At 75.0% G+C, this 15,218-nt stretch carries 1 protein-coding gene; it reads left to right on the forward strand.

Translation table 11 applies throughout. The features are described 5' to 3' along the window. The first annotated feature begins 15 nt into the window (after positions 1–15). Positions 16–15,180 carry a type I polyketide synthase gene (locus AC068B_RS28410; protein ID WP_478674454.1) on the forward strand — a complete coding sequence of 5,055 codons (15,165 nt, stop codon included), beginning with the start codon at positions 16–18 and terminating at the stop codon, positions 15,178–15,180. Positions 15,181–15,218 lie beyond the last annotated feature (38 nt).

Below are 15,218 nucleotides of genomic sequence, written 5' to 3' on the forward strand. Positions count from 1 at the left end.
GGAGAGCCGAGAAACATGCCGGAGAACGAGAAGCTCCTCGAATACCTCAGGCGCGCCACCGCCGACCTGGGAGACGCCAGGCGGCGCCTGCGCGAGGCGGAGGACGCCCGCCACGACCCCATCGCGATCGTGTCCATGAGCTGCCGCTATCCCGGCGGCGTGGACACCCCTGAGCGGCTGTGGGACCTCCTGGACAGCGGGCACGACGCCATCACCGAATGGCCCACGGGCCGCGGCTGGGACACCGAGGCCCTCTACCACCCCGACCCCGACCACCCGGGCACCTCCTTCACCCGGCACGGCGGATTCCTGCACGACGCCGCCGACTTCGACGCGGGCTTCTTCGGCATCTCGCCCCGCGAGGCGCTCGCCATGGACCCGCAGCAGCGCCTCGTCCTGGAGGCCGCCTGGGAGGCCGTCGAACGGGCGGCCATCGACCCGACCGCGCTGCGCTCCACCCGGACCGGCGTGTTCATCGGCGCCATGCGCAACGACTACGGCAGCGACGCACGCCACCTCCCCGAGATCCAGGGCCTGCTGGACACCGGCACGGCCGGCAGCGTGATCTCCGGCCGAGTCGCCTACACCCTGGGTCTGGAAGGCCCCGCGCTCACCGTCGACACCGCCTGCTCGTCCTCCCTGGTCGCCCTGCACCTCGCGGTCGGGGCGCTGCGCGGCGGCGAGTGCACGATGGCCCTCGCGGGAGGCGTCGCGGTCATGGCGACCCCCGACGCATTCGTCGCCTTCAGCCGCCAGCGGGCCCTGTCGGCGGACGCGCGCTGCAAGGCGTTCGCGGCCGCCGCGGACGGCACCGGCTGGTCCGAGGGCGTCGGCGTCCTGGTCCTGGAACGCCTCGCCGACGCCCGCCGCAACGGCCACCAGGTCCTCGCCGTCATCCGCGGCTCCGCCGTCAACCAGGACGGCGCGAGCAACGGCCTCACCGCACCCAACGGCCCCTCCCAGCAGCGCGTCATCACCGACGCCCTGGCCGACGCCCGGCTGGCCCCCGGCGACATCGACGCCGTGGAGGCGCACGGCACCGGCACCCGCCTCGGCGACCCCATCGAGGCGCAGGCCCTGCTCGCCACGTACGGGCAGCGGCGTTCCACCGAGCGGCCGTTGTGGCTCGGCTCCCTGAAGTCCAACGTGGGCCACACCTCCGGGGCCGCGGGCGTCGGCGGCGTCATGAAGATGGTCCTGGCGCTGCGTCACGGACGGCTGCCCAAGACCCTTCACGTAGACGAGCCGACGCCGTTCGTGGACTGGTCCGAGGGCAACGTACGCGTCCTGACCGAGGCCCGGCCCTGGGAGGCCGACGGGCGGCCGCGGCGGGCCGGAGTCTCCGCGTTCGGGGTCAGCGGCACCAACGCCCATCTCATCCTCGAAGAGGACGAAGGCGACGCAGCCGGGCCGGAGGACGGGACCGGGACTCCGCAGGCTGCGGAGAACGGCCTGACCGCACCCGCCGCGGGATGGGTGCCCTGGGTGCTCTCAGCCCGCAGCGAGGACGCCCTGCGCGCCCAGGCCGCCCGGCTGCTCGCCCACCTCGGCGACGCCACAGCCACCGACGGGGAGATCGGCCGCGCCCTGGCCACCACGCGCGCGGCCTTCGAGCACCGCGCGGTCGTCGTGGCCGACGAGCGCACCGGATTCACCGAGGGCCTGGCCGCCCTGGCCGCCGGAACTCCCGCCCCGCGCCTGGCCCAGGGCACCACAGGGCCCGTCGGCAAGACCGTGTTCGTCTTTCCCGGGCAGGGCTCGCAGTGGACCGGCATGGCCGTCGAACTGCTCGACTCCTCCCCGGTGTTCGCCGCCCGCATGGCCGCCTGCGAGCGAGCCCTCTCCGCATACGTGGACTGGTCGCTCGACGCCGTGCTGCGCGGCGGCGCGGGGGCGCCGCCGCCGGAGCGCGTGGACGTCGTGCAGCCCGCGCTGTTCGCGGTGATGGTGTCCCTTGCGGAGCTGTGGCGCGCGTACGGCATCGAACCGGACGCGGTGATCGGACACTCGCAGGGGGAGATCGCCGCCGCGTGCGTGGCGGGCGCCCTGTCCCTCGACGACGCGGCGAAGGTCGTCGCGCTGCGCAGCCGCGCCCTCGCGGACCTGGCCGGGCGCGGCGGCATGGCCTCGGTCGCGCTGCCCGTGACCGACGTGGAGGCCCACCTGGCCGCGTGGGGCGGCCGGCTGTCGGTGGCCGCGGTCAACGGCCCGGCCGCGACCGTGCTCTCCGGTGACGTCGACGCCATCGAGGGGATCGTGGCCGAGCTGGTGGCGCGCGACGTCCAAGCGCGGGTCCTCCCCGTCGACTACGCCTCGCACTCCGCGCACGTCGAAGAGATCGAGGACAAGCTGCACAGCGCCCTCGCGGGCATCACACCCCAGGCCGCCACCGTCCCCTTCTACTCCACCGTCGACGGCGGCTGGCTGGAGACCACCGCACTCGACCCCGCGTACTGGTACCGCAATCTGCGCCGCACCGTGCGCTTCGAGGAAGCCGTGCGCGACCTCATCGACCAGGGTTACGGCTTCTTCGTCGAGGCCAGCGCCCACCCCGTGCTCACCCCCGGCGTGACACAGACCGCCGAGGACGCCGCGCCGGAGCAGCCCGTCGCCGTGCTCGCCACGCTGCGCCGCGACGAGGGCGGCCTCGACCGCTTCCTGCTCGCCCTGGGCCAGGCCCATGCGCGCGGCCTTTCGCCCGACTGGGCCCGGGTGTTCACCGGGCACGGCGCGGCCGCGGAGCTGCCCACCTACGCCTTCCGGCGCCGCCCGTACTGGCTGGAGTCCACACCCACCGCGGACCGAGCCCCGGCCGCACCGGTGGACCCCGTCGAGGACCGGTTCTGGGAGGCCGTGCGCACCGGTGACCTGCCGGAGCTGACCGCGACCCTCGGCGTCGGCCCCGAGGACCCGCTCAGCGCCGTCCTGCCCGCCCTGGCCACCTGGCGCGAACGGCGCGCGGAGCTCGCCGCCGTCGAATCCTGGCGCTACCGCCTGACCTGGCAGCCGCTGCCCGACGCATCCGCGGCGCGGCTGTCGGGGAGCTGGCTCGTCCTGCTGCCCGGGCCCCTCGCCGACGACGCCGAGACCCGGGCCTGCGTCCGCGCCCTCGAAGACGGCGGAGCGGCCGTGCTGACCCTCGTACTCGATGACGGAGACACCGGCCGAGCGCCGCTCGCCGACCGCCTCACCGAGGCGCTGGCCGACGCGGCCGAACCGGTCAGCGGAGTCCTCTCCCTCCTCGGCACCGACGAACGGCCCCACCCGCACCACCCGTCGGTGCCCGTAGGCACCGCGCTCGGCCTCGCCCTGGTGCAGGCCCTCGGCGACGCGGGCATCGACGCGCCGCTGTGGTGGGCGACCCGCGGCGCGGTCTCCGTCGGCCGCGGCGACGGGATCGTCAGCCCCGCCCAGCACGTCGGCTGGGGGTTCGGCCGGGTCGCCGCCCTCGAGTACCCGCAGCGCTGGGGCGGCCTCGTCGACCTGCCCCCGGCGCTCGACGACCGCACCGCGGCCCGGCTGCGCACCGTGCTCGCCGGGCTCGGCGGGCTCGCCGACGAGGACCAGGTGGCGATACGCGGCTCCGCCGTGCACGCCCGCCGACTCGTCAGGGCCCCGCTGGCAGGCGCCGTGCCGCGCCGCACCTGGAGCCCGCGCGGCACCACCCTGATCACCGGCGGCACGGGCGGCCTCGGCGCGTACGTCGCCCGCTGGCTCGCGCGCGGCGGAGCCGAGCACCTCGTCCTGGTCAGCCGCCGCGGGCCCGACGCGCCCGGCGCCGCGGAACTCGCCGAAGAACTCACCGCCCTGGGCACCCGCACCACCGTGGCCGCCTGCGACATCGCGGACCGCGACGCCCTGGCCGCGCTGGTCGCGGCGCTGGAGGCCGACGGCTGCGAGATCCGCTCCGTCATGCACGCCGCGGGCGCCGGATCCCTGGTGCCCCTCGCCGACACGGACCTGCCCGAGTTCGCCGACACCCTGCACGCCAAGGCGGGCGGCGCCGCGCACCTGGACGCACTCTTCGACCGGGACTCCCTCGACGCCTTCGTGCTCTTCTCCTCCATCTCCGGCGTGTGGGGCAGCGCCATCCACGGCGCCTACGCCGCCGCCAACGCCTACCTGGACGGCCTCGCCGAGAACCGCCGCGCCCGCGGCCTCGCCGCCACCTCCGTGGTGTGGGGCATCTGGAGCCCCGAGAACGGCGCAGGCATGGCGGCCAACCTCGTCGAGGACCAACTGCGCGCCCAGGGCATCGTCTTCATGCCGCCCGCCACCTGCGTGAGCGCCCTCCAACAGGTCCTCGACCACGACGAGACGCTCGTCCTGGTCGCCGATATCGACTGGAGCCGCTTCGCCACCGTCTTCACCACCGGCCGACCGAGCCCCCTGATCGGATCGATCCCCGAAGTACGCGCCGAACTCGCCCCGGACCGGGACCGGACGGCACAGGACGACCGCGACCCGACCGCGGACACGCTCCGCGACCGGTTGCGGGAACTGAGCGAAGCCGAGCGCGAACGCCATCTGACGGACCTCGTGCGCACCGAGGCCGCCGGTGTCCTCGGCCATGACGCGCACGACGAGATCGCACCCGGGCGCGCCTTCCGCGACCTCGGCTTCGACTCGCTGACCGCCGTGGAGATGCGCAACCGCCTCAACACGGCGACCGGGCTCCGGCTGCCCGTCACTGTCGTCTTCGACTACTCGTCGCCCGGCGCCCTCGCCCGCCACCTGCACACCGAACTCCTCGGCGAACAGGCCGCGCCCACGCAGTCCGCGCCGACACTTCCCGCCACAGCCGCCGACGACGACCCCGTCGTCATCGTGTCGATGAGCTGCCGCTACCCGGGCGGCGCCGCCACCCCCGAAGAGCTGTGGCGGATCGTCGCCGAGGGCCGCGACGTGATCGCCGGGCTGCCCGCCGACCGCGGCTGGGACCTCGACGACCTCTACGACAACGACCCCGACCGGCCCGGCAAGAGCTACGCGGCAGCGGGCGGCTTCGTCTACGACGCGGGCCGCTTCGACGCGGGATTCTTCGGCATCTCGCCTCGCGAGGCCCGCGCCATGGACCCGCAGCAGCGCCTCCTCCTCGAGACCTCCTGGGAGGCCCTGGAACGGGCCGGGATCGACCCCGCGACACTGCGCGGCAGCCGCACCGGGGTCTTCGCAGGAGCCGCCTACCAGGGCTACGGCGGCAGCATGAAGGACGTACCCGACGAGCTCGAAGGCCTCTTCGTCGCGGGTATCTCCACCAGCGTCCTCACCGGCCGCATCGCCTACACCCTGGGCCTCGAAGGCCCGGCCGTGACCGTCGACACCGCCTGCTCGTCCTCGCTGGTCGCCGTCCACACGGCAGCCCAGGCGCTGCGCCGCGGCGAGTGCTCCCTGGCCCTCGCGGGCGGCGCGACGGTCATCGGCACCCCGCTGACCTTCACCGGCTTCTCCCGCCAGCGGGGGCTCGCCGCCGACGGCCGGTGCAAGTCCTTCGCCGCGGGCGCGGACGGCTTCGGCATGGCCGAGGGCGTCGGCCTGCTGCTCCTGGAACGCCTCTCCGACGCCCGCCGCAACGGTCACCCCGTCCTCGCCGTCCTGCGCGGCTCCGCCGTCAACCAGGACGGCGCCAGCAACGGCCTCACCGCACCCAGCGGACCGGCCCAGCAGCGCGTCATCACCGAGGCGCTCGCCGACGCCCGCCTGAGCGGCGCCGACGTCGACGCGGTCGAGGCCCACGGCACCGGCACCACCCTCGGCGACCCCATCGAGGCCCAGGCCATCCTCGCCACCTACGGACAGGGCCGGCCCGCCGAACGGCCGCTGCGGCTCGGCTCGTTGAAGTCCAACATCGGGCACAGCCAGGCCGCAGCCGGTGTCGCGGGCATCATGAAGATGGTCCTGGCCATGCGCCACGAACTGCTCCCCGCGACCTTGCACGTGGACGAGCCGTCACCGAACGTCGACTGGTCCACGGGCGAGGTGTCCCTGCTCACCGAAGCCGTGCCGTGGCCCGCGAACGGCCACCCCCGGCGCGCCGGAGTCTCCTCCTTCGGCCTCAGCGGCACCAACGCCCACGTCATCATCGAACAGCCGCCCGCCGAGGACCTCCTGGCGGAGCCCGGCCCGGCACAGGAGTCCGCCGCCGTTCCGTGGGTGCTCTACGGCAGGACCGCCGACGCCGTGCGCGACCAGGCACTGCGACTGCGCGCCCACCTCCAGGACCACCCCGGGCTGCGCCCCGTCGACGTCGGACACTCACTGGCCACCACCCGCTCTCCCTTCGAGCACCGCGCCGCCGTCGTCGGCACCGACCGGGACACGCTCGTCGCCGGGCTCGACCTGCTGATCGAGGGCCGCGGCGGCCCGGCGGCCGTACGGGGCACGGCGGTCCCTGACCCGCGCCCGGTGTTCGTCTTCCCCGGGCAGGGCTCCCAGTGGCCCGGCATGGCCCGTGAACTCCTCGACACCTCCCCGGTGTTCGCGGCCCGCATCGCCGACTGCGCCGCCGCGCTCGCCCCGCACACCGACTGGTCGCTGCTCGACGTCCTCCGCGAGGACCCCGGCGCGCCACCGCTGGACCGCGTCGACGTCGTCCAGCCGGTCCTGTTCGCCGTCATGGTGTCGCTCGCCGAGGTCTGGCGCGCCCACGGCGTCGAGCCCGCCGCGGTCGTCGGCCACTCCCAGGGCGAGATCGCCGCCGCCTGCGTGGCCGGGGCGCTCTCCCTGGAGGACGCCGCCCGGATCGTCGCCCTGCGCAGCAAGGCCCTGTGCGCCCTGACCGGACGGGGCGGCATGCTCTACGTCCCCCTCGCGCCCGGCGACGTGGCAGCCCGCCTCGCCACCTGGCCCGACCGGCTGAGCATCGCCGCCGTCAACGGCCCCACCACCGTGACCGTCTCCGGGGACCCCGCGGCCCTGGACGAGCTGCAGCGCGCGCTCGCCGACGACGGCGTGCTGTGCTGGCCCATCCCCGGCGTGGACTTCGCGGGCCACTCGCCGCAGGTCGAGGAGATCCACGAGGAACTCCTCGGCCTCCTCGCCGACATCGCACCACGCCCCTCGCGCATCCCCTTCTACTCGACCGTGACCGGCACCAAGGCCGACACGACCGGGCTCGACGCCGAGTACTGGTACCGCAACCTGCGCCGACCCGTCGACTTCCACGGGGCGCTGAGCTCCCTCATCGACGCCGGGCACCGCCTGTTCGTCGAGACGAGCACCCACCCCGCACTCACCGTCTGGCTCCAGGAAGGCCTGGAGGCGGCCGGGGGAGCCGGGGGAGTCGTCGGCACCCTGTACCGGGGCGAGGGCGGCCGTGGGCGGCTGCTCACCTCGCTCGCCGAACTCCACACCCTGGGCCACCCGCTGGACTGGGATGCGGTCTTCGACGGCACCGGCGCTCGCCGCTGCGAACTGCCCACGTACGCCTTCCAGCAGCGCCACTTCTGGCTGGCGCCGACCGCCGACGCGGCACCCGCGCCTGCGGGCACGGACGCGGCCGACGAGCGCTTCTGGACAGCCGTCGAAGGACAGGACCTCGACGCGCTCGCCTCGGCGCTCCACCTCGGCGGCGAACAGGACGGCATACGGGACGCGATGAACGCCCTCGCGCCCGCGCTGGCCACCTATCGGCGCGAGCGCCGCGGCCGCACCACTCTGGACGCCTGGCGCCACCGCGTGACCTGGAAGGCGCTGCCCCAGGACGGCACACCCGCCCTCGCCGGCACCTGGTGGGTGGCCGTGCCCGCCGAGGCCGCACAGGACCCGGCGGTCGAAGGCTGCGTGCAGGCCCTGAGGGAACACGGGGCCAGTCCGGTCGTCGTCGAAGTCGGGTCCCGGGACGCCGACCGCGCGGTGCTCGCCGACCGGCTGCGCGACCTTGCCCGACAGGAGCCCGCGCAGAACGTGGTGTCGCTGCTCGCCCTCGACGAGGCCCCGTACGACCAAGGAAGCGCGCTGCCCGTCGGTCTCGTGCTCACCACGGCCCTGCTCCAGGGCCTCGGCGACGCCGAGGTGAAGGCGCCCCTGTGGTGCGTGACCCGCGGAGCGGTCTCGGTGGGCCGCTCCGACCCGCTCGACGCGCCGCTCCAGGCACTCGCCTGGGGCCTCGGCGGGGTCGCCGCCGTCGAGTACCCCGAGCGCTGGGCCGGTCTCCTCGACCTGCCCGCACACCTGGATGCCCGGGCCCGCGCCCGGTTCGCCGACGCGCTGGCCCAGGGCAGCGGCGCTCCGAACGGAGGCGACGGAGGCGGGGGAGAGGACCAGCTCGCCCTGCGCGCCTCCGGGCTGTTCGCCAGGCGCCTCACCCGTGCCGCCGCCCGCCCCGAACCCACCGCCACCGCCTGGACGCCCGATGGCACCGTCCTGGTCACCGGCGGCACCGGCGGTGTCGGCGCCCACATCGCCCGCAGGCTCGCCCGCGGTGGCGCCGCACATCTGCTGCTGACCGGACGGCGCGGCCCGGACGCACCGGGCGCCCAGGCCCTGGCCGCCGAACTCACCGCACTGGGCGCCGAGTGCACCATCGCCGCCTGCGACGCCGCAGACCGTGACGACCTGGCCCGCCTCCTCGACGCCATCCCCGCGCACCGGCCGCTGCGCGCGGTGTTCCACGCCGCGGGCGTCCTGGACGACGGAGTCCTCGACTCCCTCACGCCCGAGCGCGCCGCCGGGGTGCTGCGCCCCAAGACCGACGCCGCGCTGCACCTCGACGCCCTGACGCGGGACAAGGACCTCACGGCGTTCGTCCTGTTCTCCTCCCTCGCCGGGACCCTCGGCGGTACCGGACAGGGCAGTTACGCCGCGGCCAACGCCTTCCTCGACGCGCTGGCCCAGGCGCGCCGCGACCGCGGCCTGCCCGCCACCTCCCTGGCCTGGGGACTGTGGGGCGGTGACAGCCTCGCATCGGGCGCGGTCGGCGAACGGCTGGTGCGCAACGGCCTCCCGGCCATGGACCCCGAACTCGCCGTCGACGCCCTGTGGCAGTCCCTGGCGGACGACGAAACCCGCCTGACCGTCGCCGACTTCGCCTGGGACCGCTTCGTGCGCGCCTACACCGCGCTGCGGCCGAGCCCCCTGCTCCGTGACGTGCCCGAGGCGCGGCGCGCCCTCGCCGACAGCGCGTCCGCACCCGGCACCGGCCCGGGCGAGGACACCCTCGCCCAGCGGCTCGCCGGGCTCTCCGCCGCCGAACGCAAGGAGCACCTCGCCCTTGTGGTGCGGGAGCGGGCCGCCGCCGTCCTCGGCCACGACGACCCGTCCGCGATCGGCCCCGAGCGGGTGTTCAAGGACCTCGGCTTCGACTCGCTGACCGCCGTGGAACTGCGCAACCAGGTCGCCCAGGCCACCGGCCTGCGCCTGTCCGTCACGCTCGTCTTCGACCACCCCACCACCGTCGCCCTCGTGGACCACCTCCACGAAGAGCTGCTCGGCACCACCGCCCCCGCCGTCGCAGCGCCTCGCGCGCCGGTCGCCGCCGTCGACGACGACCCCATCGCGATCGTCGCCATGAGCTGCCGCTTCCCCGGCGGCGTGCGCACCCCCGAGGAGTTCTGGAAGCTGCTCCGCGACGGCGGCGACGCCATCGACGGGTTCCCCACCGACCGAGGCTGGGACCTGGCGGGCCTCTACGACCCCGACCCCGGGCGGGTGGGCCACACCTACGCCCGCGAAGGCGGATTCCTCTACGACGCCGACCACTTCGACCCCGCCTTCTTCGGCATCTCGCCCCGCGAGGCCCTGGCCATCGACCCGCAGCAGCGTCTCCTCCTGGAACTGGCCTGGGAGGCCTTCGAACGGGCGGGCCTCGACCCGCACTCCGTGCGGGGCGGCGGCGGCGGCGTCTTCGTCGGCTCCAGCTACCGCGACTACGGCTCCCGGGTCACCGAACCCTCCGAGGAGTTCGAGGGCTATCTGGGCATCGGCAGCGCGGGCAGCGTCGCCTCCGGCCGCATCGCGTACACCTTCGGCCTCGAAGGGCCCGCCGTCACCGTGGACACGGCCTGCTCGTCCTCGCTGGTCGCCGTCCACCTGGCCGCTCAGGCGCTGCGCGGCGGCGAGTGCTCGCTCGCGCTCGCGGGCGGCGTGACCGTGATGGCGACACCGGGGGCGTTCATCGAGTTCAGCCGCCAGCGGGGCCTCGCCCCCGACGGCCGCTGCAAACCCTTCGCGGCGGCCGCGGACGGCACCGCCTGGGCCGAGGGCGCGGGCATGGTGCTCCTCGAGCGCCTCTCCGACGCGCGGCGCAACGGCCACCCCGTCCTCGCACTGGTGCGCGGCTCCGCAGTCAACCAGGACGGCGCCAGCAACGGTCTGACCGCACCGAACGGGCCCAGCCAGCAGCGCGTCATCCGCCAGGCCCTCGCCGGGGCCGGGCTCGCCCCCGGCGACGTCGACGCCGTCGAGGCCCACGGCACCGGCACCAAGCTGGGCGACCCCATCGAGGCGCAGGCACTGCTCGCCGCCTACGGGCAGGGCCGCCCCGCCGAACGGCCTCTGCTGCTCGGCTCGTTGAAGTCCAACATCGGCCACAGTCAAGCCGCCGCGGGCATCGCGGGCATCATCAAGATGGTCCTCGCGATGCGGCACGGGACGCTCCCGCGCACTCTGCACGTCGACGAGCCGACCCCGTTCGTGGACTGGTCGGCGGGCACCGTGCGGCTCCTGACCGAGAACACCGCCTGGCCGGACGGCGACCACCCGCGGCGCGCCGGAATCTCGTCCTTCGGCGTCAGCGGCACCAATGCGCACACGATCCTGGAACACGTTCCGGATGACGTACGGGACGACGTGCCCGATGCCGCGCCGGACGGCCTACGAGAGGGCGTACGAGAACGCGTACGAGGGGGCGTGCGGGACGGGCTGCGCGAGGAGGCGCCGACCACGCCGACCACGCCTTCTGTGCCCGCCTCGCCCGAACCCGCCACGCACGCGCTGCCCTGGCTGCTCTCCGCACGTGGTGAGGACGCCCTGCGCGCCCAGGCCGAGCGCCTCCTGGACCGAGTCGGCACCGACCCCTCCCTGCCCGCCGACGCCATCGGCGAGGCCCTGGCCACCGGCCGCAGCACCTTCGAGCACCGTGCCGTGCTCATGGGCGAGGACCGCGCCGCACTCCTCGCCGCACTGGGCGCGCTCGCCGCCGAGGAGCCCTCCGCCGCCGTCATCACCGGCACGGCGGCGGGCCGGGGCAAGACCGCCTTCCTCTTCCCCGGGCAGGGCAGCCAGCGCCCGGGCATGGGCGCCGGGCTCTACGAGCGCTTCCCCGTATTCGCCGACGCCTTCGACGCGGCGTGCGCGGAGCTCGACCCGTACCTGGACCGGCCCCTGCGCGACATCGTGCACGCGGCCCCCGGGACGCACGAGGCAGCGCTGCTCGACAGCACGGCCTTCACCCAGCCCGCGCTGTTCGCCGTCGGAGTGGCCCTGTACCGCTTGGTGGAGTCGTACGGGGTGCGGCCCGACTTCGTCACCGGGCACTCCATCGGACAGGTGGCCGCCGCGCACGTCGCTGGTGTCCTCACCCTGCCCGACGCTGCCTGCCTGGTGGCCGCGCGCGGCAGGCTGATGCAGGCGATGCCCACCGGCGGGGCGATGGTCTCCCTGACCGTCCCCGAAGCCGAGGTGCTGCCCCAACTGGCGGGCAGGGAGGCCGAGCTCGCCGTCGCGGCCGTCAACGGGCCCGCCGTCACCGTGCTGTCCGGCGACGAAGGCGCTGTCCAGGAGATCGCCGACCACTGGCGGGCCGAGGGCCGCAAGACCAAGCGGCTGAACGTCAGCCATGCCTTCCACTCCCCGCACATGGACGGCATGCTGGACGACTTCCGCAAGGTCGCCGAGCAGCTCACCTTCCAGGAGCCGACGATCCCCGTCGTCTCCGACCTGACCGGAGCCCTGGCCACCGCCAACGAACTGCGCGACCCCGGACACTGGGTACGCCACGTGCGCGGGACCGTCCGCTTCCAGGACGCCGTGCGCGCACTGGAGGCCGAGGGCGTCACCGCCTTCCTCGAGCTCGGGCCCGACGGGGCCCTGACCGCGCTCGGCCAGGACTGCCTCACCGCTCCCGACCACGCCACCGCGCTGCCCCTGCTGCGCAGGGACGAGGCGGAAGCGCCCGCGGCCATCGGGGCGCTGGCCCGGCTGCACGTGCACGGCGTAACGGTGGATTGGGCGCGGCTGTTCGCCGGAGCCGGAGCCGGAGCCGGAGCCGGAGCCGGAGCCGGAGCCGACACCGATGCCGATGCCGGGCGCGGTGCTGTCGGGGTCGCGGCTGAGCTGCCCACCTACGCCTTCCAGCGCAAGCGTTACTGGCTCGCGCCCACCCCGCCCGCCGGGGACATGCCCGCGGCCGGTCTGCTGCCCGGCGGGCATCCGCTGCTGGGCGCGGGATCCCCGCTCGCCGACACCGGGGGATTCCTGTTCACCGGCAGGCTGTCGGTGTCCGCCCACCCCTGGCTCGCCGACCACGCCGTGCTCGGCGGTGCGCTCTTCCCCGCCACCGCCTTCCTCGAACTCGCCGTCCACGCGGGCGACCAGGTGGGCTGCGACGAGGTCGAAGAACTCACCCTGGAGGCGCCCCTCACCCTCGCCGACCAGGGCGCGGTGACCCTGCAACTCACCCTCCAGGCACCGGATACGGACGGCACCCGGGCCTTCGCCGTCCACTCGCGGCCCGAGCACGCCCCGCCCGGCGAGGACTGGACCCGGCACGCCAGCGGCAGGCTCACCACCGCGGTGCACGACGCCCCGGACGACCTCGGCGCCTGGCCGCCCCCGGGGGCCGAACCCGTCGACATCGAGGGCCTCTACGAGCGCCTCGCCGACGGCGGCTTCGCCTACGGACCCGCCTTCCAGGGCCTGCGCGCGGTGTGGCGCCTCGGCGACGACGTCTACGCGGAAGCGGGGCTCCCCGAGGAGCAGCACGCCGACGCCCCGCAGTTCGGCCTCCACCCGGCGCTCCTGGACAGCGTGCTGCATTCCCTGGCCTTCGGGGTCCTGGAAGGCAGTGACCAGGGCTGGCTGCCCTTCGCCTGGAACGGCGTGCGGCTGCACGCGTCGGGTGCCTCGGCCGTACGTCTGCACATGACGCCCACGGCACGCGATGCCGTCGCCCTGACCGTGGCCGATCCGGCCGGGCGGCCCGTCGCCACCGCCCGTTCCCTGGTGCTGCGGCCGGTGACGGCGGACCGCATCCAGCAGGCCCGTACGTCCTCGTACGAGGAGCTGTACCGCCTGGAATGGCCGGTCCTCGCACAGGCACAGACACAGACACAGGCGCCGTCACCGGCAGCCGCGGCTCTCCGGGCCGTCCTCGGCACCGCGGCCATCACCTCCGGGCTCGGCCCGGTCCACGCGGACCTGGCCGCCCTGGGCGCCGCGCTCGACGCGGGCGCATCAGTGCCCGACGTCGTGGTGACCGCGCTGCCCCCGACCGATGCGGGTGACCTGGCCGAAGCGGTGCACGTACACACGGCCCGTACGCTGGAGTTGGTGCGGTCCTGGCTCGCCGACGACCGCTTCGAGAACGCGAAGCTGGTGCTGGTCACCACCGGCGCCGTGCCCGTCGACGAGGGCGACGACGTACCGGATCCCGCACACGCCGCCGTCTGGGGCATGATCCGCTCCGCGCAGACCGAGAACCCCGACCGGTTCGTGCTCCTCGACACCGCGGACGGCGCAGGCGAACAGGGTGACCGGCACGGCCCGGACTTCCTCGCCGCCGCCCTGGACACCGCCCTCACGGCAGGCGAGCCCCAACTCGCCCTGCGAGGCGACCAGGTGCATGCGGCCCGGCTCACCCACGTCCCCGGCACCGTCCCCGCCGCCGAGCCCTGCTGGAACACCGAGGGCACCGTCCTGATCACCGGCGGCACCGGCTCCATCGGCGCCCTGATCGCCCGGCACCTGGTGAGCGCCCACGGCGTACGGCACCTGCTGCTCACCAGCCGCAGCGGCCCGGCCGCCGTCGGCGCGGACGGGCTGCGCGCCGAACTCGCCGCGCTCGGCGCCGACGTGGACATCGCCGCCTGCGACGCCGCCGACCGGCAGGCCCTGCACGAACTCCTGCGCGGCCTGAAGCGGCCGCTGACCGGCGTCGTGCACGCGGCGGGCGTCATCGACGACGGCGTCGTGGCCGACATGACCCCCGAACAGCTGCACAACGTCCTGCGGCCCAAGGTCGACGCGGCGGTGAACCTGCACGAGCTGACCGCCGACAGGCCCCTGTCCGCGTTCGTGGTGTTCTCCTCCATCGCCGGTGTCTTCGGCGGCATGGGGCAGGCCAACTACGCGGCGGCCAACGCCTTCCTGGACGCCCTCGCCCACCGGCGCCGCGCCCAGGGCCTGCCCGGCACCTCGCTGGCCTGGGGCCTGTGGGCGACCGGTGGCGGCATGACCGGACACCTCGGGGAGGCCGACCTCGCCCGCATCGCCCGGGGCGGCATCGTCGCCTTCGCACCCGCCGAGGGCGTCGCCCTCTTCGACGCCGCCACCGGCCTTGACGCCCCCGTACTGCTGCCGCTGCGCCTGGACACCGCTGCGCTCGCCGCACAGGCGGGGGCGGGCGGCGTCCCCGCCTTCCTGCGCGGTCTGGTCCGCACCCCGGCGCGCAGGGCCGCCGCGGGCGAAGGGCCGGGACCCGACGCCGCCGAGGCGCTGCGCCGCCGCCTGTCCGGCCTGACCGGGCCGCCGCGCGAGCGGATCCTCCTGGACCTGGTCCGCACCCACGCGGCCCTGGTCCTCGGCTTCCCCGACGCCACCGCAGTCAACACCGAACAGGCCCTGCTGGACCTGGGCTTCGACTCGCTGACCGCCGTCGAACTGCGCAACAGGCTGCGCGGCGCGACCGGCCTGCACCTGCCCGCCACGCTGCTCTTCGACCACCCCACGGCACAAGCCATGGCCCGGCACCTCGCCGAGGAGATCGTCCCCGAGCAGCCCGGGGGGCCCGAAGACGCCAGGTCGACACCGGTACTCCTTTCCGAACTCGACCGCATGGAGGCCGCGTTGCGGGGCGGCATGCCCGACGACGCACGCACCGCCGTCACCGACCGCCTCCAGAGCCTCCTGGAAGCCGTGCGAGCGGGCGCGACCCCGGAAGGCGGCGAGGTCGAACAGCGGATGGGATCCGCCACCGACGACGAGCTCTTCGACTTCATCGACAAGGAAATCGGCAGGCCGTGACACCGCCCCACGCCCCGCCCCCTGACCCCGCGCACACA

This window comes from Streptomyces sp. NPDC042371 (assembly GCF_056437465.1).

Excerpts from the sequence above, each read along its gene's own strand:
- AC068B_RS28410 (WP_478674454.1), top strand. The coding sequence starts at position 16 with ATGCCGGAGAACGAGAAGCTCCTCGAATACCTCAGGCGCGCCACCGCC.